Below are 22,975 nucleotides of genomic sequence, written 5' to 3'. Positions count from 1 at the left end.
GCATCCTTTCGTGGACGGGGTGACCGGCCGGCGGGCTACGCGGCCAGGATCGAGCCGATCCGCTCGATGACGGGCCGGGATTCGAACAGCAGGCGCCCGACGTTCAGGCCCTTGTCCCCCAGCACGACCATCAGGGCGAGCCGCCCGATGGCGTAGACGGCCATGTAGCCTTCGCTGCCGAACACGACGGTCTGGTGCAACGTCCCCTTGCCGGTGATTTCGGCGGCCTGCCGGGCAATCCCGAGATCGGCCGCGGCGAGCGCGGAGATCTTCGCCGGATCGATGTCATCGGCGGCATCGGCGATGATCGGAATCCCATCGACGGCGGCCAGCACCGTATCGGTCACCCCGGCGACGGTTTCCCGCAGGTTCCGCAGCTCGCCGGCCAGTGCTTCGAAATCCAAGACTGTTTCTTCCTACTCCGAATTTGCGGAAGGCGAGGTGGCGATAATCAACCATTCGGGTTGTTCTCCAGGCCACGACCTTACCGTCGCCATTACTTTTCGCCAACAAGCACCCAGCCCCGAATTTCAGTGTCACACGATCGAGTGAAACAGATTCGGAGTCGTAACAGAAATAAGTAACCATGTCCATTGATCACGAACCCGGAGATTTCGATGTTCGACGTTTCCGGAAGCAGCCGGGAAAAGCCACGACGCGACAAGCGGGCACAGGGCGGCACCCACGCGCCGCCCACCAGAAGCCCCGCGGCACCCCGAACCAGACGACCCCGCACACGCTGAGCAACGAGAGGCCGGAACAAGCCATCGCCCATCCGGAGGCTTGAACCCAGGCCGCACCCAGCAAAGGCTCCCGGCCGCACCCCCCTGCCGAACCGATACGCAGCCGCCTCAGCGGCCGGCAGGCCGTGTCAAGGCACGCTTTCCCGCCTTGACACGGCCTGCCGGCCGTTGAACAATCCGGCGTTCGGGTCGGCGGAGGAACACCAGCCGCGCTTGCGAAGGCTTCTCCCGTGCCCGGCAGGGCATCACGGCCAACCCATCACCCACAAGGTGAATCCTTTCGAGGGGTCAAAGCCTCTTATCAGGCGTGGTCACCTCAACAGGAAGAGAACCGATGGCGTGGGTGAGCGAGCAGCTCGTGGCAGCGGCACAGGACGGCGACCTGGAGTCGCTCACCGCGGTGGTGCACGGCGCCCACCCGCACGTCCGCCGCTTCGCCGAAAACCTGTGCGCATCCCCCCAGGACGCCGAAGACGCAGCTCAGGAAGCCCTGATCGTCCTCTACCGCAAGATCGGCTCGCTGCGCGCCACGGCGGCCCTGGCCTCGTGGATGTTCCGCATCGTCCGCAACGAGTGCCTCCGCCGCGCCCGGCGCCTCCTCGACGACACCGCCGACCCCGGCCAAGCCGCGTCAGCCGAGGACGAGGCCCTCAAGCGGCTCGAAGCCGAGCGCGTCGCCGAAGCCATCCGCGAGCTGCCCGACGTCCAGCGCCGCGTCCTCGTCATGCGCGACGTCCTCGGCCACCCGGGCCGGGCGGTCGCCGACACGCTCGGCCTGAGCACCGCGGCCGTGAAGTCCCACCTGCACCGGGCCCGGGCGGCCGTCCGGGCCCGGCTGCACACCGTCTGAAAGGAAAACAAGATGCTCGAAGCCGGATCACCCGCCCCGCACCTGGAACTGGAGGACACCGACGGCCGGCCCGTCGGCGTCCCCGGCGGCCGCGCCACCCTCCTCTACTTCCTGCGCTCGACGACCTGCCCGGTCTGCCGCCACCACGTCCGCGCCCTCGCCGAGGACGCCGCCGCACTGGAAGCGGCCGGCGTCCGCGTCCTGATCGCCGTCCCCGAGGACCGCGAGACGGCGGCCGCGTGGCGGGCGAAGCACGACGTCCCCTTCCCGGTTCTCACCGGCCGGGAGAACTCGCCCCACGAGCTCGTCGGGCTGCACCGGGCCGTCTTCGGCACGCTCCAGCGGTCCGGCAGCGTCCTCGTCGACGCCCGGGGGGTGGTCCGCCACGCGCACAGCGCCACCCTGCCCACCGCCGGCTTCGACCGGGCGGGCATCGCCGCGGCCGTCGCCGCGCTGGGCGCCCCGGCCTGACGGTCAGCGCAGCGGCTCGAGCGCCTTCGCCAGCGGCTCCAGCACGGCCGGGGTGTGCGGCGGCGGCAGGTACACGATCGCCAGGTCGAGGCCCACTTCCGCGAGGGCCTCCGCCTCGGCGGCGACCTTCGCGTAGTCGAGGTCCGGCTCGAGCCGGACGTGCGAGGACAGCGTGATCTCGGCCGGGTCGCGGCCGACGTCGGCGCAGTGGCGGTGCAGGACGTCCCGCTTGCGGGCGAACTCCTCGGGCGGGCCGCCGACGAAGTTCCAGTGCTGGGCGTACTTCGCCGCCGTGCGCAGGGTGCGCTTCTCGCCGCTGCCGCCGATGCAGATCGGCGGGTGCGGCTTCTGGACGCCCTTGGGCTCGCAGCGGGCGTCGGCCAGCTGGTAGTGCTCCCCCTGGAACGTCGTGGTCTCCTGCGTCAGCAACCCGACGAGGACCTCGCAGGCTTCCTCGAACCGGTCGCTGCGCTCCTTGATCGTGCCGAGCTCCATGCCGTAGGCACCGGACTCCTCTTCGTTCCAGCCGGCGCCGATGCCGATCTCCAGCCGCCCGCCGGAGACGATGTCGAGCGTCGCGGCCATGTTCGCCAGCAGCGCCGGGTGGCGGTAGTGGATGCCGCTGACCAGCGTGCCCAGCCGCAGCCGCCGGGTGGCCTGCGCGAGCGCGGTCAGCGTCACCCACCCTTCCAGGCAGGGACCGGTCGAGTCGGAGAAGATCGGGTAGAAGTGGTCGAAGGTCCACCCGGACTCGAACAGCTCGATCTCGTCCGCGGCCTGCCAGACGGCGAGCATGTCGGCCCACTGGGTGTTCTGGGGCGAGGTCTTGATGGCGAATCGCATGATCTTGATCGTAAACCCGGAGTTCCTCCAGGCTGCCGGTTTTTGTCGGTGGTGCCCGGTAACGTCACTCCCGTGAACAGCCAGCAACGCATCCAGGAGCTCGCCGACCGCATCACGGTGCTGCGCGACGCCTACTACCGTGGCTCGCCGCTGGTGGCCGACGCGGAGTACGACACGGTCGAGGACGAGCTGCGGAGCCTGATCGAGGCGCACCCGGAGCTCACCCCCGACCCGAACCCGCTCGACCAGGTGGGCGCGCCCGCGGTGCTGCACGCGCCGATCCGGCACTCGCGCCCGATGCTGTCGCTGGAGAAGGCCACCAAACCCGAGCAGGTCGAGGCGTTCTTCGCCCGCTTCCCGGGTCAGCCGGTGGTGGTCATGCCGAAGCTGGACGGGCTGTCGCTGGCCGTCGTCTACGAGAACGGGCGGCTGGCCAGGGCGGTCACCCGCGGCGACGGCACGACCGGTGACGACGTCACCGTGCTCGTGCGGGCCCTGACCGACGGGATCCCGGAGCAGATCGACGCACCCGGCCGGGTCGAGGTTCGCGGCGAGGCGGTCATGCTGCGGTCCACCTTCGCCGCCTACAACACCGCCCACCCGGACAAGCCGCTGATCAACCCGCGCAACGCCGCCGCCGGCACCCTGCGCGCGAAGGACCCGGCCACCGTGGCCGAGCGGCGGCTGCGGTTCTTCGCCTTCGACCTGCACACCGAGCCCGACAGCGCGGAGACCGACCTCGGCAGCGCGCTGCACACGCTCGGCTTCACCGCGGCCGACATGCGGCGCTGCGCCGACGCGGCCGAGGCGCAGAGCGTGATCGGCGAGATCGAACAGCAGCGCAACGACCTGGACTACGACCTCGACGGCGCCGTCCTGCGGCTGGCGAGCCGGGACGCGTACGCGGCGGCCGGCACCCGGTCGAGCTCACCGCGCGGCGCGCTGGCGTTCAAGTTCGCGGCCGAGGAGAAGACCACCGTGCTGTCCGATGTGGTCTGGGACGTCGGCAAGACGGGCAAGATCGCGCCGGTCGCCTGGCTGGAGCCGGTGTTCGTCGGCGGCGGCACGGTCACCCGCGCGACGCTGGCCAACCAGGAGGTGATCCGCGCCCGCGGCATCAAGATCGGCGACACCGTGCTGGTGCGCCGCGCCGGCGACGTCATCCCGTTCGTGGCCGGCGTGCTCGACGCCTCGAAGCGCACGGGCGCCGAGCGGGAGATCGTCCCGCCGGACGCGTGCCCGTCGTGCGGGCAGCCGCTGACCGAGCAGGGCAACAGCCGGGAACTGTTCTGCACCAACGTGTCCTGCCCGGCGCAGACGGTGCGGCGGCTGATCCACTGGGCGTCGCGCGCGGCGGCGGACATCGACGCGATCGGCGGCGTGTGGATCGAACGCCTGGCCGAGGCGGGGATCCTGGAGAACCCGTCGGACTTCTACGGGCTGACGAAGGAAAAGCTGCTCGAATTCGACCGGATCGGCGAGGTTTCGGCCACCCGGATGATCGAGTCGATCGACGCGAGCCGGGCGGTCGGCCTGCGCCGGGCGCTGATCGGGCTGGCGATCCCGATGGCGTCCGAGGGCACCGCCGCCCGCCTGTGCCGGGCCGGGTTCGGCTCCCTGGAGGACGTCGCGGAGGCGGGCGTCGACGGGCTCGTGGCCGTGGACGACATCGGGCCGAAGGTCGCCGCGTCGCTGATCGAGCACCTGACCCGGCTGCGTCCCGAGCTCGAGCGCCTGCGGGAAGCGGGGGTTTCGCTGGACGTGCGCGAGGAGGACCTCCCGCCGGTCGTCGCGGCGGGTGCGCCGCTGGCGGGCAAGACGGTGGTGGTCACCGGCGCGATCAGCGACCCGAGGTCCGGCGAGAAGGTCCCCCGCCCGACGTTCCAGCGGCTCTGCGAAAAGGCGGGCGCGACCACGGCGACGTCGGTCTCGGCCGGCACGGACCTGCTCATCACCGGCGCGGACGTCGGCGCGAGCAAGCTGACCAAGGCCGAAAAGCTCGGCGTCGAAGTCGTCGACCAGGGCGAGATCTGGCAGCAGCTGATCGCGGCGGGCATCGTGTAGCCGGCCCGCGTCCCGCTTCTCGGACACAGGTCACCCGGTCGGGAAAGTCCACCAAGCGCGACACTGAGCGTGCGAACCGACTCCGTCAGAAGGGACCGCGATGACCACGTCCGACCTCATGGTCGCCCGCCAGCTCGGGGTGCACGAGTTCCTCACCGCACGGGGCTGGCTCCTCGACGGCGACAGCGACCCGGCGAGGGTGTGGTTCGCCGACGACGTCCGGGCCGGCTGGCACTACCCCGAAACCTACGGCGGCCGGCGCATCAACGAGGTGGCCGACACCACCCCGGTCCGGCTGCAGAGCTACTTCACGTTCGACAACGAGGGCGACGAGGTCTTCGCCGTCGTCCCGGCGGGCAACCTCCGCGGCAGCGGCTGCCCGGAACACGACACCCGCGAGCGGTTCTTCCCGCTGACCGCGGGCGGCGTCGTCGACCTGGAGCGGATCGCCGCCCTGCTCGACACCCTCGAGCCGCGGGCGCGGGCCCTCGACCCGCGGGCGCTGATCGAGTGCCGGTACTTCGGTCCCTGCAAGCAGTGAGCCGGGATCCCCGGCGCTTGACGTCGCTGATCAGCTGACGGGATCGACCCGAACGACGTCCGTCGCCGGCGACGGCGGCGGGCCCACCCGCAGGTCCAGGCCGGTGACCTGGGCGACCACGCCGTCCAGCAGCGCGAACGCTTCGGCGTAGCCCGGCAGGTCCGCGGCCTCGTACCAGGGCAGCAGGACCGCACCCGAGCCGGTGATCCGCAGGTCGCGGAGCCGGTCGTCCGGGCTCGGCAGGATCGACGGCGCCTTCGGGAAGCCCGCGGTGCGCAGGGCGCCGGTGAGGTGGTCGAAGAAGGCGGGCTCGACGCGGGCCGTCCAGGCTTCGGCGCCGTCGCGGCTGTGGCGGGACAGCCGCAGCTCGCCGCCGGGCTCGACCTCGAGCGTCACGCGGCCGAACGGGTCGGCCGGGTTGTGCTCGTTGCCCGCCTCGTACCACACGTGTGCCAATGCCTCTCCTCGGTCAGGGGACGGTCAGGTCGTGGCCACCGCTGGTGTCGCGGCCCTCGGTGGGCTCCAAAACGAAGTTGACTTCGCCGAGGTGCCGGCCGTTGGCGGCGCACCGCTCGAAGGTGCCGTGCTGGGTGTCGACAGCGTAGAGCGTGCCGGTCGCGGAATCCCGGTACACGCTCCGGTTGTTGATCGAGCTCAGCCTGCTGTCGTAGGTCCAGCCGTTGCCCTCGGCCACCGTGCCCGCCGTCTGCTCGACCCGGGCGACCCGCTCGTTCGGCGACAGCCGGCGGATCTCCTCCTGGAACACGGCGTTGTCGAACGCGCCGGTGCCGGCCGCCCCGCCGGTGCGGGCCTCCTCGATCCGGCCGAGCAGATCGGCGGCCCGGCTTTCCAGCAGCACCCCCTGTTCGGTCGCGGCCAGTGCGTTCATCCCGCCGCTGCGGGTCGCGCTGTCCGGGGAGACGTCGAGGAAGACGTCCCGCTGCTCGCCGTAGGCCATCCGCAACGCCCGCGCCTCGCCCTGGAACCGGGTGGCCAGCTCAGGATTGCGGCGCAGCATGGCTTCGACGGTCTTGATCCGCTGGTCGGCGGCGGCCAGCACCTCCGAATACCGGGTCGGCAGGCCCTCGCCGCCCGCGGTCAGCGCGTCCGGGGCGGGCGCCGTCTCCCGCGGGCCCGGCGCCGGTGCGCCGCCGGTTCCGCCCGCGGCGCGCGCGGCGTCGATGTCCGCGCCGAGCTGGTCGAGGTGCCGGTCCTGCAGGCGGGTCGCCGGGTCGACCACCGGGTTGCCCGCGGCGTCGCGCACCGGGTTGCCGGCGGCGTCCCGCAGCCAGAAGTCGCCCATCAGGCTGCCGTCCCGGTGCACACCCGGCGCGGTCGCGGTGCCCCGGTTGACCGTCCGCGGATCGACGTACTCGTCGAGGAAACCGAGCTGGTGCCCCAGTTCGTGGGCCAGCGTGGTCGGGTTGTCGCCGGCGAACCAGCGGCTCTGGTTCGTCGCGCCGGTGCCGGGCTCGACGGTCACGTTGAGGTGCGCGTCGGCGGCATCGGTGACGAACTCGACCGTCACGTGCAGCCGGTCGCCGTTGGGCAGGGTCTGGCCGTTGTTGTAGTGCTGGTCGACCCCGGCGTGGACGTTCTCCTGCAGCCGGGCCAGTTCCGCCGGGGTGACGCCGGGCCGGCCTTCGAGCCGGACCTTCATGGTCACCTCGGTGAGCCGCCCGCCCGGGCCGTAGTCGAACGAGCGGACCTCGAAGCCCTGCTGGACGCCGTAGCCGTACGGGCTGCCGTCCGGCTGGGTCCGCGGGGTGCCCGACGCGTCCACCATCTGGTCGATCCGGGTGCCGCTCACGTCGGTGGACACCGCGGCTTCGCGTTGCTGGTTCTCGTAGAACGCACGCAGGTCGGCCATGCTCTGCTCGTGCGCCGCGCCGCGGTCGACGCCGGTGGCCCGCTCGACCTGCTCCTGCATCGGCGTCCGCGAAGGCGCCTCGACCGGTTCGGCGACGGTCGGCTCGGTCAGCGGGGCGTCCGGGCCCGAGACGGGTTCGCGTTCCGGGGCCGGCGGTGCGGTTTCGTGGCCGCCGCCCGCCGCCGGGGCGGGTTCGGGGGCCGGAGCCGTCCGGGCCGTCGACGCGGCGGCCTCGGCCGGCGTCACGTTGTAGGCCATCCCGGCGTCGACCATCGCGCCGCGGGCGCCTTCGGTGGCCGCGTGGATCCGGCCGCCGACGGCGTCGGACACCATGATCCCGCTGACCGCGGCGTTCAGGAGCAGCCCGCGGTCCCAGTGGTCGAAGGCGTGGTCCCAGCCGCGGCCGGTGCCGTCGGCGACGACGTTCTGCACGACGCCCATGCCGACGCCGACCACGACGTTCGCCACCTTGCTCGCGGCTTGCTGCGTCGCGGCTTCGGCGAAGACGCTGCGCGCGACGCTGTTGAGGATCGTGCTGCCGGTGCGGGCGCCGATCGCGCCGCTGACCCCGGCGCCGAGCGCGCCGCCGGCCGCGCCGAACACCGCGCCGAAGAACATTTCCTTGCCGACCTCGGCCCAGCTCCACGGGTGGTTGCCGGCGTACTTCCCGGTGCCCGCCGCGTAATCGGTGGCGTTGGACGCCAGCGCGGACGCGGCCCCGGCGACCGCGCCGGCCAGGATCAGCGCGCCGATCCCGGTGCCGCAGATCGCCACGATCGCGATCGTCACCAGCAGCCCGACGACGAGACCGGCGATGAACCCGGGCGTCAGCGCGTCCCAGGCGTCGCGCAGTTGCGACAGCAGCCAGCCGTCCTCGACGCGGCTGCGGGCGCGCTCGGCGGCGTCGGTCATCCGGTTGTCGAGCGAGGTCAGCGGTTCGCCGGTGCGGGTGCGGGCTTCGGCGGCGTGCTGCTCCAGCCGGGTCCGCAGGTCGCGGACGGCCTGACCGAAGCCCTGGTCGACGTCGGTCGCGGTCCGGAAGACCGATTCGGCGGTGCCGTCGACGACCTGGTCACCCTGGGCCACGGCCTCGCGCATCAGGGTGGTGAGCTGCCGGGACAGCCGTTCCTGCAGACCCGCGGCCTGCCGCGCGCCGCCGGCACCGACCGAGCCGGCCTGAGCGGCACCGGCCGTGCCCGCTTCGCCGATCGACTGGTGCACCTGCGCCGCGGCCCGGCTGAACTCGGACGCGATCTGCCCGGACATCGCTCGCGCCTGCCCGGCGGACATCCCGTAGGCCTCGCGCAGCGTGCCGGCGAGGGTGTCCCCGAGCTGCCGCGCAAACCGGCGCCGGACCGGCCGCCCGGTGACCTGCGCCAGGATCCCGGCGGTGGTCTCCCGCCCGGCAGCGGCGGTCTGGGCGCCCTGCTCGGCGAGGGCGGTCTCGACCTGCCCGGCGCTCTGCTGCACGGCGGTCCGTCCCGAGGCGGCGCGGTGCCGGATGGACGTGCGGACGGTCGTCAGCAGCCGGGTGAGCCCGGCCGAGACGGAGCTCCCGATCTCCGCCACGGCGGCGGCGCCTTCGCCCGCGGCCCGGCCGATCGAGCCGGCCGCCTGCTCGGTGGTCCGCGCGAGCTGCCGGTGCACGGGCTCGGTCTGCAAGCTGACCTGCCCGGCCAGCGCGGCGGCCTGCCGGAGCAGATCGCCGCGCACCTCGGGCCCGGCCCCTCGCAGGTCGGCGTCGGTGTGGCCGAGGCTGTCGCGGATCTGTTCGGCGGTCTGGCCGGCCACCTCCTGCGCGGCCCGGCGCATCGCGGTGGTGGATTCCTCGCTTTCGCCGTGGAAGGAGCCGAGCCGGGCGGCACCGCGCCGGCGGGCTTCGTTCGCTTGGCCGTCCACGGCCCCGCGCACGGAGTCGGCCACGGTGTCGGCGGTCGAGACGGCCTCGTCGCCCCGGGTGGTGCCGGATTGCCGGACGCGTGCGGCTCCTTCGGCGACGAGCGCCCCGGCCTCGGCCTGCTGTGCGGTGTGGCGCGAGGCGAGCTCGGCCCGGGCACCGGACCCGGCCGCGGCAACGGCGGCTTGCGCGGCGGCGACGGCGCCGGCAACCCGCTGCCGGGCGGTGTCGACGGCTTGCCCGACGGCGCCGAGTTCGGCCTGTTCGCGCTGGGTGAGTTGTTCTTGTTCGGTCGCGACGGCGGCGCGGTGGCCGGCGAGGGTCTCCTGGAAGGCGGCTTCGAGTTCGGCTTGGCCGGCGTCGTCGTGGGTTCGGATCTCGTCGTAGAGCTCCGCGGCGGCCGGGGCGAGCGGTCGCTCCACGGGGACGGCGGGCGCCGGTGCGACGGTGGTTTCGGGGGCCGGGGTCAGCTGCGGTGTTTCTTCGGGCTCGGCGGCTTCCTCGCTGCCGGACTGGGGTTCTGCAACGGCTTCGGTGGCCGGTGCGGGAGAGCGCTCCGCGGGGGCGTTCGCACCCTGAGTCGCCGCAGCGGCTTCCGCGGCCGCCGGGACGATCGAGCGCGCACCCACCGCACTCCCCGACGGCTCGGCAACGTCCGGCGACGCACCGGCAGCCCCGGAGACCTCCACGGCGGGGCCGGTCAGCGAACGGGTGACCGCCTGGTTTCCCGCCAGCCGCTGCAGGTCCAGGACTCTCTGCTGCGCTCCCGGCGGTTTCGGCCTGCGCTGCTCACCGCGGCTGCGCTCGGCCGGTTCGTCGCCGGCTTCGGCCTTCCCCCGCATGGTTCCATCTGAACCGCCGCCCCTCCCCTCGGCAACGGCCTGCCGGGCGGTGGCGCGGGCACGCTAGGCCGCCCGAACAGGCGCCTGCCGACACTCTCCGTGCCCCGGGTGGGTTGCATGTCGGTTACGCATCTCACTCCGATGCACCCCGTTCGTCCCTTCGACGTCCTCCCAGTGACGTTACGTAACAGGGGGAGGCGTCGGAGATGACACGACTGGTGCGGCGGCCGGGAACATGGTTCACCGTCACTCTGGCGCTCGCCTTGGCCGGAGTCCTGATCCTGACCCTCGACCGCGGCCACGCCGGACCGGCCGCGGCCACCAGCGGTCCCCCGACGCCGACTTCCCCGTCCGCTACGCCCATCGAGGCCAAGCCGCCGGAGTGGCTGCGTCCGCTGCGGCCCGGCGAGAAGCCGCCGCAGTTCGTGCTCTTCTCCTTCGACGGGGCCGGCTCGCACGAACACTGGGGCCGCTACCTCTCCCTCGCCAAGTCCGTCAACGCCCACTTCAGCGGATTCCTCTCCGGCATCTACCTGCTGACCGACCAGCAGCGGACGCGCTACACCGGACCCGGCCACAAACCGGGCTCCGCCTCGATCGGGTTCGGTGGCAGCGCCGAGGAAGTCGCCACCCGCGTCCAGGACCTCAACGCCGCCGTCGCCGCCGGGCACCAGATCGGCACGCACTACAACGGACACTTCTGCGCCGGCGCCGAGCCGAGCGTCGGCCGGTGGAACGCGCAGGGGTGGACCGACGAGATCGGGCAGTTCAGCCGCTTCGTCGACGACGCCCACGACCGGCTGGGGCTGCACCTGTCCGCCAAGGACGTCACCGGCGGCCGGACGCCGTGCCTCGAAGGCAACTGGGCCGCCGCCTTCCCCGCCATGCGGGCCGCCGGTTACACCTTCGACTCCAGCCAGCCGTCCGACGGCGTCAAGTGGCCCACGCAGCTCGACGGCATCTGGGAGTTCTGGATGCCGTACGTGAAAGTGCCCGCGCTGCACAAGAAGGTCATCATGATGGACTACAACCTGTGGTACCAGCTCGGCCACTCGAAGAACGACAGCGGCCAGTACACCCAGGCCACCCTCGAGACCTACCGCGGCGCCTACAAAGCCGCCTTCGACGGCAACCGGGCACCGCTGGTCATCGGCAACCACTTCAACGACTGGGCCGGCGGCGCCTTCTCCCGGGCCGCGGAAGGCTTCATGGGCGAGGTGTGCGCCAAGCCCGAGACGGTCTGCGCCACCTACGCCGAAGTCACGAAGTGGATGTCGCTGCAGGACCCCGCCGTCCTGGACCGGTACCGGTCGATGCCGCTCGCCCAAGCCGGCTGAGCGACGGCGTCCCCGTGTGACGTTGGCCACCGGGCGGCCGGGAGACCACCGTCGTCCTCGGCAAACCGCGCCGGACCAGGCGCGGCCGCGGGAATCTGCGTACGTTGGCATCGCAAACCGGGCCGCGGGCCGTATCGTCTGTGACCAACCGCTTAGTAGGCTCGCGGGCACGAGCCCGCTTCTCAACGACGAGGAGGTCCCCCGTGACCGATTCCCCTTCCCGTGTCGCCGTGGTCACCGGTGCCGGCCGCGGCATCGGTGCCGCCGTCGCGGCGCGGCTGGCCGATGACGGCTTCGCCGTCGGGCTGCTCGACCTGGACGAGGCCGGTGTCAAGCAGGGCGCCGAGGCCATCGTCGCCAAGGGTGGCAAGGCCGTCGGGGTCGCCCTCGACGTCAGTGACGCCGAGCAGGTCGAAGCGGCCGTCGCGCAGGTCGCCGCCGAGCTCGGCCCGCCGGTCGTGCTGGTCAACAACGCCGGCATCACCCGCGACAACCTGATCTTCAAGATGACCGAGCAGGACTGGGACTCCGTGCTCGGCGTGCACCTCAAGGGCTCGTTCCTGATGACCCGCGCGGTGCAGAAGCACATGACCGAGCAGAAGTACGGCCGGATCGTCAACCTGTCGAGCACGTCGGCGCTGGGCAACCGCGGCCAGGTCAACTACTCCGCGGCCAAGGCCGGCATGCAGGGCTTCACCAAGACCCTCGCCATCGAACTCGGCAAGTTCAACGTCACCGCGAACGCGATCGCGCCCGGCTTCATCGCCACCGACATGACCGCGGCGACCGCCGAGCGGCTCGGGATGAGCTTCGAGGACTTCAAGGCGGCGGCCGCGTCGCAGATCCCGGTGCAGCGCGTCGGCACGCCCGAAGACATCGCCAACCTGACGTCGTACCTGGTCAGCGAGGGCGCCGGATTCGTCTCCGGCCAGGTCATCTACGTCGCCGGCGGACCGAAGGACTGAGGCCGATGCGGGAATTCGAGAACCTCGACAGTTTCGCCGCCGCAGCCGGCGAGCACCTCGGGTACAGCGAGTGGATGACGGTCACCCAGGAGCGGGTCAACCAGTTCGCCGACGCCACCGACGACCACCAGTGGATCCACGTCGACGAGCCGATGGCGACCGCGGGCCCGTTCGGCGGCACCATCGCGCACGGCTTCCTGACGCTGTCGCTGCTCTCGGCCTTCGGCCCGAAGATCTACCGGGTCAACGGGATCAAGATGGGCATCAACTACGGCCTCAACAAGGTTCGCTTCCCGCAGCCGGTGAAGGTCGGCTCGAAGGTGCGCGCCGGAGCCGAGCTGGTGGAGATCACCGACATCCCGGGCGGCAAGCAGGCGGTTTCGCGGTGGACCATCGAGATCGACGGCGAGGCGAAGCCCGCGTGCGTCGCCGAGTGGGTCACCCGGTTCCTGGCGTGAACGCCCGGCCGGGGTGATCCCGGCCGGGTCCGCTGTACTACATACCGACTAGTCGGTATGCTCCCCCGGATGAAGCTTGAGGAGGCTGGATGAACCCGCCAGGACTCGACCTGGGCCGCCTGCGCGCCCACCTGGACGCGCAGCGGCCCGGCCTGGTCGCCGGGGAGCTGACCGCGGACGTCGTGGAGGGCGGCCGGTCGAACCTCACCTACGTGGTGGGCGACGGCCGGTCGCGCTGGGTGGTGCGCCGCCCGCCGCTCGGGCACGTGCTGCCCACCGCGCACGACATGGGCCGCGAGTTCCGGGTGATCTCCGGCCTGCGCGACACCGCCGTGCCGGTGCCCGAAGCGCTGCTGCTCTGCGACGACCCCGACGTCATCGGCGCGCCCTTCTACGTGATGAGCTTCGTCGAGGGCACGCCCTACCGGACCGCGGACCAGCTGGGCGAGCTCGGCCCGGAGCGCACCCGGGCGATGGCCGACGCCCTCGTCGGCACGCTCGTCGACCTGCACGCGGTCGACCCGGCCGCCGTCGGGCTGGGCGACTTCGGCCGCCCGGACGGCTTCCTGGAGCGGCAGCTGCGGCGGTGGAAGAAGCAGCTGGACGCCTCCCGCAGCCGGGACCTCCCGGGTGTCGACGAGCTGCACGACCGGCTCGCGGCGGCGGTCCCGGTCTCCGGCCGGCCGTCGATCGTCCACGGCGACTACCGCCTCGACAACGTCCTGGTCGACCGGAACGACAAGATCTCGGCGGTGCTCGACTGGGAGATGTCGACGCTGGGCGACCCGCTGACCGACGTCGCGCTGCTGGTGGCCTACGCCGAGCGCGACAAGGTGTCGCTGCCGTTCGTGTCCAACGCCAGCTCGGCGCCGGGCTACCCGGGCACCGACGAGGTCGTCGCCCGCTACGCCGAGCTGTCCGGGCGGGACGTCTCGCAGCTGAACTGGTACGTCAGCTTCGCCTTCTTCAAGCTCGCCGTGATCCTGGAGGGCATCTACTACCGCTTCAGCAAGGGCCAGACGGTCGGGGCGGGCTTCGAAGGCGTCGGCGCCGGGGTCGCGCCGCTCATCGCGCACGGCAACGAGATTCTCAAAGAGGAGAAGTAAATGGACTTCGCGTTCGACGAGAAGACCGAGGAGCTGCGCGGGAAGCTCCTCGAGTTCATGGACTCGCACATCTACCCTGCCGAGCCGGTGTTCGAGCAGCAGCTCGCCGAACGCGACGACCCGTGGGCCATCCCGCCGGTCGTCGAGGAGCTCAAGGCCGAGGCCCGCAAGCGCGGCCTGTGGAACTTCTTCCTCCCCGGCGACCACGGCGCGGGCCTGACGAACCTGCAGTACGCGCCGCTGGCCGAGATCACCGGCCGCAGCATCCGGCTCGCGCCGACCGCGCTCAACTGCGCCGCGCCGGACACCGGGAACATGGAAGTGCTGGCCATGTTCGGCAACGAGCAGCAGCAGAAGCAGTGGCTGGAACCGTTGCTGAACGGCGAAATCCGGTCCGCCTTCGCGATGACCGAGCCGGACGTCGCCTCCTCCGACGCCCGCAACATCGAGACGGCGATCCGGCGGGACGGCGACGAGTACGTCGTCAACGGCCGCAAGTGGTACATCTCCGGCGCGATGAACCCCGCGTGCAAGATCTTCATCGTCATGGGCAAGACCGACCCCGAAGCCGCGCCGCACAAGCAGCAGAGCATGATCCTGGTCCCCCGCGACACGCCCGGTGTGACGGTCAAGCGCGGGATGCACGTCTTCGGCTACGACGACAGCGACCACGGCGGCCACGCCGAGGTACTGTTCGAAGACGTCCGCGTGCCGGTCGAGAACCTCATCGCCGGCGAGGGCGACGGGTTCGCCATCGCCCAGGCCCGGCTCGGCCCCGGCCGGATCCACCACTGCATGCGCGCCATCGGCATGGCCGAGCGCGCGCTGGAACTCATGTGCCGCCGGGCGATCTCGCGCGAGGCGTTCGGCAAGCCGATCGCCCAGCAGGGCGTGGTGCAGGACTGGATCGCCGAATCGCGGGTCAGGATCGAGCAGCAGCGGCTGCTCGTGCTCAAGACCGCGTGGCTGATGGACACGGTCGGCAACCAGGGCGCGCACACCGAGATCCAGGCCATCAAGATCTCCACGCCCGCCGCGGTCGAGTGGATCCTCGACAAGGCCGTGCAGGTGCACGGCGCGGGCGGCGTCAGCCAGGACTTCCCGCTGGCCGCCATGTGGGCCGGGAACCGCACGCTGCGCCTGGCCGACGGGCCGGACGAGGTCCACAAGCGCTCGCTGGCCCGGCGCGAACTGAAGAAGTACCTCTCGGAGGGCGCGAAGTGACTGTCACCGCCGAAGATCTGACCCGCCAGGCCACCGAGTTCCTGGCCTCGCACGACCCCGCGTCGACCGACCGCCTGGAGTTCCTGCGGGCCCGGTTCGACGCCGGCCTCGCCTGGATCCACTTCCCCGCCGGGCTCGGCGGGCAGAACGCGCCGCGCGCCCTGCAGTCCGTGGTGGACAAGGTGTTCACCGACGCGGGCGCGCCGGACAACAACCCGCGCCGGATCGGCATCGGCCTCGGCATGGCCGCGCCGACCATCCTCGCCTTCGGCACCCCGGAACAGCGCGAACGCTTCCTGCGTCCACTGTGGACCGGCGAGGAGGTGTGGTGCCAGCTGTTCAGCGAGCCGGGCGCGGGTTCCGACCTGGCCGCGCTCGGCACGCGGGCCGTGCGTGACGGCGACGACTGGATCGTCACCGGCCAGAAGGTGTGGACCTCCGGGGCGCACGAGTCGCAGTGGGCGATCCTGGTCACCCGCACCGACCCGGACGTGCCCAAGCACCAGGGCATGACGTACTTCCTGTGCGACATGACCGCGCCCGGCGTCGAGGTCCGGCCGCTGCGCCAGATCACCGGCGAGGCCGAGTTCAACGAGGTCTTCCTGACCGACGTCCGCATCCCCGACACCCAGCGCCTCGGCGCGGTCGGCGAAGGCTGGAAGGTCGCGCAGACGACGTTGATGAACGAGCGCGTCGCGATCGGCGGGCACGTCCAGCCGCGCGAAGGCGGGCTGATCGGGATCGTGGCGAAGACCTGGCGCGAACGGCCCGAGCTGCGCACGCCGGAGCTGCGTGACCGGCTCGTCCAGCGCTGGGTCGAGGCGGAGACGCTGCGGCTGGCCGGCACCCGGCTGCGCCAGCAGCTCGCCGTCGGCGCGCCCGGGCCGGAAGGCTCGGCGATGAAGGTCGCCTTCTCCGAGCTCAACCAGGCCCTCACCGGCCTGGAGGTCGAGCTGCTCGGCGAAGAGGGCCTGGCCTACGACGACTGGACGTTCCGGCGGCCGGCGATCGTCGACTTCACCGGCCGTGAAGCCGGTTACCGCTACCTGCGCGCGAAGGGCAACTCCATCGAGGGCGGCACCTCGGAGGTCCTGCGCAACATCATCGCCGAGCGCGTGCTGGGGCTGCCCTCGGAGCCGCGCGTCGACAAGGACGTCGCCTGGAAGGACCTCCCCCGATGACTGACCTGCTGTATTCGGACGTCGAAGAGGACCTGCGGGCTTCGGTCCGGGACCTGCTCAAGGCCAAGGCCGGTGCCGAAGCGCTGCTGGCGCGCGTGGAGACGGCCGAGCCGTACGACCTGAAGCTGTGGCGCACGCTGGCCGACGAGGTCGGCGTGGCCGGGCTGGCGGTGCCGGAGGAGCTGGGCGGGCACGGCGCTTCGGCCCGTGAGGTCGCCGTCGTCGCCGAAGAACTGGGCCGCAGTGTCGCGCCGGTGCCGTTCCTCGGCAGCGTCGTGCTGGCGACGACGGCGCTGGTGCACGTCGGCGCGCGGGACTTCGTCGGCAAGCTGGCGGCGGGCCAGGCGATCGGCGCGCTGGCCGTGCCTCTGTCGACGGCGCCGGGCGCGGGCTTCCCGTCGTCGGTGACGGCTTCCGCGGACGGGACCTTGAGCGGCCGTGTGGGCACGGTGGCGGACGCGTCGGTGGCGGACCTGCTGGTCGTCCCGGCCGCCGGCCCGGACGGTCCCGCGCTGTACGTGGTCGAGGCGACCGCGGCGACGGTGTCGGAGCTGGTGTCGTTCGACCTGACGCGGCGGGTGGCCGACGTGGCGCTTGAGGACGCCCCGGCCACGTTGGTCGCCTCGGGCCCGGAGGCCGCGGCGGCGCTGGAGCAAGCGCTGTTGTTCGGCGCGGGCATCCTCGCGTCGGAGCAGACGGGCGTCGCCGAGTGGGCGCTCACCGAGACGGTGACCTACCTCAAGGGCCGCTACCAGTTCGGCCGTCCGGTCGGCGGGTTCCAGTCGCTCAAGCACCGGCTGGCGAACCTGTACACGGACCTGGTCCTGGCCCGCGCGGCGGCGCGCAACGCCGCCGACGCGCTGGCCACGGGCACCGACGTGCCGATTTCGGTGGCGGTGGCCCAGGCCCGCAACGCGCCGATCGCCGTCCGCGCGACGGAGGAGGCGATCCAGCTGCACGGCGGCATCGGGATGACGTGGGAGCACCCGGCCCACCTGTACCTGAAGCGCGCCAAGGCGGACGAGCTCGCCCTCGGCACCCCCGGACGGCACCGGGCCCGGCTGGCGGACCTGATCGACCTGCCCGCCTGACTCTTCCCGGAAACGGCCCGTTCCCGCGAACGGGCCGTTTCCGCAACTCATTCGGCCGTGCCGGGCGGTGCGGCCGCTGCCGTACCCTGACTGCCATGGCGCAGGCCATCCAGATGCACCTCAACCAGGCTCTGATGCGCATTCCCCGGCGGGCCGAAAGCGCGGACCGTCCGACACTGGCCGCCACCTACGTCGCCGCGGGATCGTTTTCCGCGATGATCAATTCCGCCGACCACCAGATCCTGTTCGGCCGCCGCGGCACCGGCAAGACGCACGCGCTGCTCCACCTGCAGGAGCTCGTCGAGCGCACCGGTGACCTCGCGATCCACCTCGACCTGCGGACGATCGGGTCCACCGGCGGCCTGTACGCCAACACCGCGCTGAGCCCGGCCCAGCGCGGCACGCAATTGCTGGTCGACACCCTCGAAGCCGTGCACGACCGGCTTTTCGCCTACGCCGTCGACGGCCGTTCCGCGGATCAGGACGCGCTTCTGCGCGGTCTCGACGCACTCGTGTCCGCGGCCACCGAAGTGGAAGTCATCGGCGAAACCGAACAGGAACAGACTTTCGGCGACGCCGTGGAACGGGAATGCTCGGCGGAATTGTCGGTGACGCCGAAAGGCGGGGCCCGGGCCGCCGCCCGGCAGAAGACGTCGGCGACGGCGTCGAGCCGCCGCAAGCGCACCGGCGTCGAGCAGCACCGGGTGCTGTTCGGGCCGCTGAGCCGGGCGGTCCAGGCCGTGGCCGACGGCGTCCGGCCCGCCCGGTTGTGGCTGCTGCTCGACGAGTGGAGCAGCGTGCCCGTAGACCTGCAGCCGTTCCTGGCCGACCTGCTGCGGCGCAGCGTCCTGCCGGTCCGGGGCGTCACGGTGAAGATCGCCGCGATCGAGCACCGCGCGCGGTTCTTCGTGCCCCTCGAAGACGACTACCTCGGCATCGAGGTCGGCTCGGACGCGGCGTCCGCCGTCAGCCTCGACGACGCCCTGGTGTTCGACCAGTCGCCGGAGGCGGCCCAGGCGTTCTTCCGGGAGCTGTTCGCCAGCCACGTCCGGCCGATCCTCGCCTCGATGCTGCGGACGGCGGTGCCCGGCGAGTTCGTCGACGCCGCCTTCCACCGCGGCGCCTTCCCCGAGCTCGTCCGGGCGGCGGAGGGCGTCCCGCGCGACGCGATCAACATCGCGGCCCTGGCCGCCCAGCAGGCCCGCGACGGGCGGATCACCCTCGCGCACGTCCGCCGGGCGGCCCGGGACTGGTACCTGCGCGACAAGCAGTCGGTCATCAGCCGCGACGACGAGGCCGACCGGGTCCTGGGCCTGCTGGTCGACGAGGTGATCGGCCGGCGCCGCAGCCGGACGTTCCTGCTGCCGGCCCGCGACCGCCCGGCGGCGATCGACACGCTCTGCGACGCGCGGCTGCTCCACATCCTCCGGCGCGGCGTCGTCGACCCGCGCCGCCCGGGGCGGCTGTACGACGGGTACGCCATCGACTACGGCTGCTACGTCACTCTGCTCGGCGGCGCGGCCGCGGACTCGGCGAAGCACCTCCCGGCCGACGTCTTCACGTTCGACAAGGCCGTGCTCGACCTCCGGCGACTGGGCCAGTTTTCATGAAGAAAGTTCAGTTTCTTTCGGAGTTTGTGCTCACCTGAGCGAAAATCTTGTGAGCCAGGCCACTTCACGGGTAAAAGGGTGACAAAAATGCCCTTCTTCCCATGGTTCTTGTCGACGCCCGGATCTAACCTGTGCGCCATGGAAACAGCCGTCGCGCCGACGGACGCCGGGGTGCTGGAGCGATTGACCGTGACCGTCGGTGGTCACCGCCACAGCGCGCTCGCGGCCGGACCCGCGTCGGGCGAGCTGGTCCTGCTGCTGCACGGCTGGCCCGAGTTCGCCGACGCCTGGACCGAGCAGCTCCACGCCCTCGGCGAGGCCGGCTACCGCGCGCTGGCCGTCGACCAGCGCGGGTACGCGGCGGGCGCGCGCCCGGAGGGTGTCGAGCACTACACACTGGACCACCTGGTCGGCGACGCCTTGGCGTTCGCCGAAAGCCAAGGCGCGGACCGCTTCCACCTGGTCGCCCGCGACTGGGGCGGCATGGTGGCCTGGGCCCTAGCGGCGGCCCACCCGGACCGCCTCCGGTCGCTGACGGTGCTGTCCACGCCCCACCCGGCGGCGCTCCAGCGCGCGGTGGCCACCGACGACGGCCAGTCCCACGACCTCGGCTACATCCGCTTCTTCCGCCGCGAGGCCGGGAAAGCCGAGAAATACCTCTTACGCGACGAAGCCGCGCAATTACGGGCTGTTTACAGCCGTCGCATTCCGAAAGCCGTCGTCGAAGGCACGGTGACCAGGCTTTCCGAGCCGGGCGCCCTCACGGCGACGCTGAATTGGTACCGCGGAGCCACGAACGACGAGTTCGACATCCCGGCGGGCCGCATCAAGGTCCCGACGCTCTACCTATGGGGCCGCGAGGACCCGTACCTCGGCCAGAGCGCGGCCGAGCAGACGGTCCACCACATCGACGCGGAGTACCGCTTCCAGATCATCGAGGGCGCCAGCCAGTGGATGGCCATGGAGGCCCCGGACGAGGTCAGCGCCCTGCTGCTCGACCACGTCCAGCGGCACTAGCGGGTGCTCACAGGTCGCTGAGCGAGGTTCCGGTGACGGTCACCTGCCCCGCCGGACCCCGCCGCGGCCGCCTCGTCCCGGGCGCAGGTGGGTCCCACGCGAAGTTCGCCTGGCCGGCGAAGCCGGAGACGGTGCCGGACACGTGGTGCTGCGCCAGCACCTGCCGGATCCGGCCGGGCAGCGGGCCGTTCTCGGTCCAGCAGCCTTCGAGGACGACGCGGGCGCCGGGCGTCAGGAGGCCGTGGCCTTCCACCAGCGGTGCGACGACGTCCGCGAAGTTCGCGTCGTCGATCAGCTCACGGCTGGGGTTGGCCGCCGACCCGGTGATCGCGACGATGAAGTCGCCGCGGTCCCCCGCGCCGTGGCCGACGAAGCCGAGGGTGCCGACCCGGGCGCCCTGCCGGGCGAGCTCCTGCGCGATCCGCCGCAGTTCCGCCTGGACCCCGGCGACGCTCGACGCGGCGACGACGTAGTCGGCCCCGGCGGACCGGGCCCGCAGCCGGAACATGTCCGTCATCGTGCGCGGCCGCCGGGGATGCCGGCCGGCGGTGCCGGTGAACCGGGGTTCCGCGCGGTCGCCCGTGGTGATGACGTAGATGCTGACCACCCGCTGCGGTGCTCCCGGAGCGGGTGGAGCGGCCGGACCGGGCCGGGACTGACGCTGGAGGAACACGCGCACCAGGTCGCCGACCGCGGCGTTGCCGGCGGTGCGCTGGAGCAGCAGCAACGGGTCGGCCGGGACCGCACCGGTCCGGGCCTCGCCGGTGACCTCCTCCCGCCGCACCGGCGGCCGAGGCTGCCGCTGGTGCCCGGATGTCCCCTCCACCCGGCCAGTATGCGGACCCCCTCCCGGGCGGGGAAAGACTTCATCCGGCTGACACGGGCCTCAGGCCGAGGGCGGGCGCAGAGCGTCCAGCAGCAGGTCCGCGTAGTGGTCGCCGATCTGCCGGGCCGTCAGCGAGCCGCTCCGCCGGTACCACGACCCCAGGTGGTGCACCGAGCCGAAGAAGAAGTCGACCACCACGTCGGCCGGCTTGTCCGTGCGGAACTCCCCCGACGCCTGCCCCTCCTCGACCAGCCCGCGGAACCGCTCGTGGTACTTGCGGCGCTCCGCCCGGACCGCCTTCTGCTTGTCCGGGGACAACTGGTGCATCGACTGCAGGAAGATCGTGTTGTCGTCGAGGTTGTCGATGCTCGACACCACCACGTCGGACGCCGCCGCCGCGAGCCGCTCGCGCAGGGGCGCGGCCGACGAGGCGACGCTCTCCAGCTGGCGGGTCTGCTCGCGCAGCACCCGGGCGTAGATCTCGTAGAGCAGGTCGTCCTTCGAGCCGAAGTAGTGGTACATCGCGCCCTTGGTGACGCCCGCCGCCTCGACGATCTCCTGGACCGACGTGCGGTCGAAGCCCTTCTTGGCGAACAGCTTCGTGGCGTGCTCCAGCAGCCGCCGGGGCACGGCGGCCTGGTCGTCGCCGGTGGCCTCGCCCGGCTTGCGGGTGCTTGCTCGAGTCACCGCAGGACCCCCTCTCAGGACGCACCAGGATAACGCCACGACAGGAACCGCCGCGGGTTGTCCACGAGCATCGTCGTGATGTCCGCTTCGGACACTCCGCGCTCCCGCAGCGCCGGCAGCACATCGCGGGTGATGTGCAGGTAGTGCCAGTTCGGCGCGATCACCGGCAGCTGCGCCGCGGGCAGCCAGTCGATGTAGCACGACGCGTCGTGCGAGAGCACCATGCTGCCCGCGTACCCGCGTTCGCACAGCGCGGCGACCGTGTTCACCCGCTCCTCGAACGGCAGCAGCAGGTCCAGGCCGAACCGGTCCATCCCCAGCAGGGAACCGGAGTCGGCGAGCTCGGTCAGGTAGCCCAGGTCCGCCGAGTCGCCCGAGTGCCCGATCAGCACCTGGGTCAGGTCGACGCCTTCGGCCGCGAAGATCTCCTGCTGCTCCAGCCCGCGCCGGGTGCCCGCGTGCGTGTGCGTCATGATCGGCGCGCCCGTCTCGACGTGCGCCTTCGCCACCGCGCGCAGCACGCGTTCGACGCCCGGCGTCACCCCCGGTTCGTCGGTGGCGCACTTGAGCAGCCCGGCCTTCACGCCGGTGTCGGTGATGCCGTCCCGGATGTCCCCGACGAACATCGCGATCAGCGGGTCCTCGCCCTGCAACAGCGTCCCGGGCCCGCGGAAGTGCAGGTAGTGCGGCACGTCGTGGTACGTGTAGAGCCCGGTCGCGACGACGATGTTCACGTCCACCTCGGCCGCCACCCGCTGCACGCGCGGGATGTAGCGGCCCAGGCCGATCACCGTCGGGTCGACGATCGTGTCGATCCCGGCTTCCTTCAGCTCCGTCAGCCGCCGGATCGCTTCGGGGACTTGCTCCTCCTCGCGGAACCCTTCGTGCTCCGGGTAGTTGTCGGCGAATTCGGGGCTCAGCACGAAGAGGTGCTCGTGCATCAGCACCCGGCCCAGCGCCTCCGGCGCGATCGCGCCGCGCACCGTGTCGATCATCAGCCCCTCGCCCGCAGCTCGCGGCGCAGGATCTTGCCGCTGGTCGTCTTCGGCAGCTCGTCGAGGACTTCGACGGTGCGCGGGTACTTGTAGGCGGCGAGCCGTTCCTTGCACCAGGCGACCAGCTCCGCGGGATCGGCGGTGGCCCCGGGCGCCGGGCTGACGTACGCCTTGACCGTCTCGCCGCGGTATTCGTCGGCGATCCCGACGACGGCCGCCTCGCGGACCGCCGGGTGCGTGTACAGGACGTCCTCGACCTCGCGCGGCCAGACCTTGAAGCCGGACGCGTTGATCATGTCCTCCCGCGATGCCGAGGAACGACGCCGCCGAGAGGAAGTCGCCGGAGAGCGCGATGCC

The 22,975-nt window shown here is 71.9% G+C and carries 21 protein-coding genes; 13 read left to right on the top strand and 8 right to left on the bottom strand.

Features of this window, described 5'->3' with window-relative positions:
• Positions 1 to 35: 35 nt before the first annotated feature.
• On the bottom strand, positions 36 to 404 hold the full coding sequence (locus ACWDN5_RS21450; protein WP_310977238.1) for a roadblock/LC7 domain-containing protein: 369 nt from the start codon (positions 402 to 404) through the stop codon (positions 36 to 38).
• Positions 405 to 1,077: 673 nt separating this feature from the next.
• Here ACWDN5_RS21450 and ACWDN5_RS21445 point away from each other — a divergent pair.
• Both ACWDN5_RS21445 and ACWDN5_RS21440 read left to right on the top strand, forming a co-directional pair.
• Positions 1,078 to 1,593 carry an RNA polymerase sigma factor gene (locus ACWDN5_RS21445; protein WP_449677517.1) on the top strand — a complete coding sequence of 172 codons (516 nt, stop codon included), beginning with the start codon at positions 1,078 to 1,080 and terminating at the stop codon, positions 1,591 to 1,593.
• A 12-nt stretch (positions 1,594 to 1,605) separates the two neighbouring features.
• Positions 1,606 to 2,064 (top strand): redoxin domain-containing protein, encoded by a 459-nt coding sequence (locus tag ACWDN5_RS21440; RefSeq protein WP_449677516.1) that lies wholly within the window; start codon positions 1,606 to 1,608, stop codon positions 2,062 to 2,064.
• 3 nt (positions 2,065 to 2,067) lie between these two features.
• On the opposite strand, the gene ACWDN5_RS21435 is transcribed toward ACWDN5_RS21440, so the two are convergent.
• Positions 2,068 to 2,907 (bottom strand): LLM class F420-dependent oxidoreductase, encoded by an 840-nt coding sequence (locus tag ACWDN5_RS21435; RefSeq protein ID WP_310977235.1) that lies wholly within the window; start codon positions 2,905 to 2,907, stop codon positions 2,068 to 2,070.
• A gap of 72 nt (positions 2,908 to 2,979) precedes the next feature.
• On the opposite strand from ACWDN5_RS21435, the gene ligA reads away from it, so the two are divergent.
• Together ligA and ACWDN5_RS21425 are read left to right on the top strand one after the other, a co-directional pair.
• Positions 2,980 to 4,971: an NAD-dependent DNA ligase LigA gene (ligA, locus tag ACWDN5_RS21430; protein WP_310977234.1), complete on the top strand. Its 1,992-nt coding sequence runs from the start codon at positions 2,980 to 2,982 to the stop codon at positions 4,969 to 4,971.
• A 100-nt stretch (positions 4,972 to 5,071) separates the two neighbouring features.
• Positions 5,072 to 5,512 carry a hypothetical protein gene (locus ACWDN5_RS21425; RefSeq protein WP_310977233.1) on the top strand — a complete coding sequence of 147 codons (441 nt, stop codon included), beginning with the start codon at positions 5,072 to 5,074 and terminating at the stop codon, positions 5,510 to 5,512.
• Positions 5,513 to 5,542: 30 nt separating this feature from the next.
• On the opposite strand, the gene ACWDN5_RS21420 is transcribed toward ACWDN5_RS21425, so the two are convergent.
• Positions 5,543 to 5,968 (bottom strand): hypothetical protein, encoded by a 426-nt coding sequence (locus tag ACWDN5_RS21420; protein WP_449677515.1) that lies wholly within the window; start codon positions 5,966 to 5,968, stop codon positions 5,543 to 5,545.
• Positions 5,969 to 5,981: 13 nt separating this feature from the next.
• The gene (locus ACWDN5_RS21415; protein WP_449677514.1) at positions 5,982 to 10,121 is read right to left on the bottom strand and encodes a hypothetical protein; all 4,140 of its coding nucleotides are present in this window, start codon (positions 10,119 to 10,121) and stop codon (positions 5,982 to 5,984) included.
• A gap of 206 nt (positions 10,122 to 10,327) precedes the next feature.
• On the opposite strand from ACWDN5_RS21415, the gene ACWDN5_RS21410 reads away from it, so the two are divergent.
• From ACWDN5_RS21410 to ACWDN5_RS21370, 9 genes are all read left to right on the top strand, one after another.
• On the top strand, positions 10,328 to 11,458 hold the full coding sequence (locus ACWDN5_RS21410) for a polysaccharide deacetylase (RefSeq protein ID WP_449677513.1): 1,131 nt from the start codon (positions 10,328 to 10,330) through the stop codon (positions 11,456 to 11,458).
• A gap of 203 nt (positions 11,459 to 11,661) precedes the next feature.
• On the top strand, positions 11,662 to 12,423 hold the full coding sequence (gene fabG, locus ACWDN5_RS21405; protein WP_310977229.1) for a 3-oxoacyl-ACP reductase FabG: 762 nt from the start codon (positions 11,662 to 11,664) through the stop codon (positions 12,421 to 12,423).
• Between the two features lie 5 nt (positions 12,424 to 12,428).
• Complete coding sequence (locus ACWDN5_RS21400; protein ID WP_310977228.1) at positions 12,429 to 12,881, top strand: MaoC family dehydratase; 453 nt, start codon at positions 12,429 to 12,431, stop codon at positions 12,879 to 12,881.
• A gap of 89 nt (positions 12,882 to 12,970) precedes the next feature.
• The gene (locus ACWDN5_RS21395) at positions 12,971 to 13,987 is read left to right on the top strand and encodes a phosphotransferase family protein (RefSeq protein ID WP_310977227.1); all 1,017 of its coding nucleotides are present in this window, start codon (positions 12,971 to 12,973) and stop codon (positions 13,985 to 13,987) included.
• Positions 13,988 to 15,211, top strand: a complete 1,224-nt coding sequence (locus ACWDN5_RS21390; RefSeq protein ID WP_310977226.1) for an acyl-CoA dehydrogenase family protein — start codon at positions 13,988 to 13,990, stop codon at positions 15,209 to 15,211.
• Positions 15,208 to 16,392 carry an acyl-CoA dehydrogenase family protein gene (locus ACWDN5_RS21385; RefSeq protein WP_310977225.1) on the top strand — a complete coding sequence of 395 codons (1,185 nt, stop codon included), beginning with the start codon at positions 15,208 to 15,210 and terminating at the stop codon, positions 16,390 to 16,392. The genes ACWDN5_RS21390 and ACWDN5_RS21385 overlap by 4 nt, the downstream gene beginning before the upstream one ends.
• Positions 16,389 to 17,483 carry an acyl-CoA dehydrogenase family protein gene (locus ACWDN5_RS21380; protein ID WP_449677512.1) on the top strand — a complete coding sequence of 365 codons (1,095 nt, stop codon included), beginning with the start codon at positions 16,389 to 16,391 and terminating at the stop codon, positions 17,481 to 17,483. Before ACWDN5_RS21385 ends, ACWDN5_RS21380 begins: the two co-directional genes overlap by 4 nt.
• Before the next feature lie 95 nt (positions 17,484 to 17,578).
• Entirely contained in the window at positions 17,579 to 19,093 is a 1,515-nt protein-coding gene (locus ACWDN5_RS21375; RefSeq protein WP_449677511.1) for a hypothetical protein, read from the top strand.
• 138 nt (positions 19,094 to 19,231) lie between these two features.
• Positions 19,232 to 20,110: an alpha/beta fold hydrolase gene (locus tag ACWDN5_RS21370; protein WP_310977222.1), complete on the top strand. Its 879-nt coding sequence runs from the start codon at positions 19,232 to 19,234 to the stop codon at positions 20,108 to 20,110.
• Positions 20,111 to 20,117: 7 nt separating this feature from the next.
• Here the strand turns inward: ACWDN5_RS21370 and ACWDN5_RS21365 are convergent, their stop codons facing one another.
• The 4 genes from ACWDN5_RS21365 to ACWDN5_RS21350 form a co-directional block, all read right to left on the bottom strand.
• Positions 20,118 to 20,936, bottom strand: coding sequence for a hypothetical protein (locus ACWDN5_RS21365; RefSeq protein WP_449677510.1), 819 nt, complete (start codon positions 20,934 to 20,936; stop codon positions 20,118 to 20,120).
• A gap of 60 nt (positions 20,937 to 20,996) precedes the next feature.
• Complete coding sequence (locus tag ACWDN5_RS21360; RefSeq protein WP_310977220.1) at positions 20,997 to 21,623, bottom strand: TetR/AcrR family transcriptional regulator; 627 nt, start codon at positions 21,621 to 21,623, stop codon at positions 20,997 to 20,999.
• A gap of 14 nt (positions 21,624 to 21,637) precedes the next feature.
• Positions 21,638 to 22,618: a phosphotriesterase family protein gene (locus ACWDN5_RS21355; RefSeq protein WP_449677509.1), complete on the bottom strand. Its 981-nt coding sequence runs from the start codon at positions 22,616 to 22,618 to the stop codon at positions 21,638 to 21,640.
• On the bottom strand, positions 22,618 to 22,975 hold a 358-nt coding region (locus tag ACWDN5_RS21350), incomplete at its 5' end, for an AMP-binding enzyme (RefSeq protein ID WP_449677508.1). The genes ACWDN5_RS21350 and ACWDN5_RS21355, both read right to left, overlap by 1 nt.

The sequence above is a fragment of the Amycolatopsis sp. NPDC003731 genome, assembly GCF_053586895.1.
This window is presented reverse-complemented; position numbering and strand designations above follow the sequence as displayed.

Bases quoted from the DNA above. Each gene is read 5' to 3' on its own strand.
- ACWDN5_RS21415 (WP_449677514.1), bottom strand. From the start codon at position 10,121: ATGCGGGGGAAGGCCGAAGCCGGCGACGAACCGGCCGAGCGCAGCCGC.
- ACWDN5_RS21380 (WP_449677512.1), top strand. From the start codon at position 16,389: ATGACTGACCTGCTGTATTCGGACGTCGAAGAGGACCTGCGGGCTTCG.
- ACWDN5_RS21375 (WP_449677511.1), top strand. From the start codon at position 17,579: ATGGCGCAGGCCATCCAGATGCACCTCAACCAGGCTCTGATGCGCATT.
- ACWDN5_RS21435 (WP_310977235.1), bottom strand. From the start codon at position 2,907: ATGCGATTCGCCATCAAGACCTCGCCCCAGAACACCCAGTGGGCCGAC.
- ACWDN5_RS21440 (WP_449677516.1), top strand. From the start codon at position 1,606: ATGCTCGAAGCCGGATCACCCGCCCCGCACCTGGAACTGGAGGACACC.
- ACWDN5_RS21395 (WP_310977227.1), top strand. From the start codon at position 12,971: ATGAACCCGCCAGGACTCGACCTGGGCCGCCTGCGCGCCCACCTGGAC.
- ACWDN5_RS21400 (WP_310977228.1), top strand. From the start codon at position 12,429: ATGCGGGAATTCGAGAACCTCGACAGTTTCGCCGCCGCAGCCGGCGAG.
- ACWDN5_RS21370 (WP_310977222.1), top strand. From the start codon at position 19,232: ATGGAAACAGCCGTCGCGCCGACGGACGCCGGGGTGCTGGAGCGATTG.
- ACWDN5_RS21355 (WP_449677509.1), bottom strand. From the start codon at position 22,618: ATGATCGACACGGTGCGCGGCGCGATCGCGCCGGAGGCGCTGGGCCGG.
- ACWDN5_RS21445 (WP_449677517.1), top strand. From the start codon at position 1,078: ATGGCGTGGGTGAGCGAGCAGCTCGTGGCAGCGGCACAGGACGGCGAC.
- ACWDN5_RS21410 (WP_449677513.1), top strand. From the start codon at position 10,328: ATGACACGACTGGTGCGGCGGCCGGGAACATGGTTCACCGTCACTCTG.
- ACWDN5_RS21390 (WP_310977226.1), top strand. From the start codon at position 13,988: ATGGACTTCGCGTTCGACGAGAAGACCGAGGAGCTGCGCGGGAAGCTC.
- ACWDN5_RS21425 (WP_310977233.1), top strand. From the start codon at position 5,072: ATGACCACGTCCGACCTCATGGTCGCCCGCCAGCTCGGGGTGCACGAG.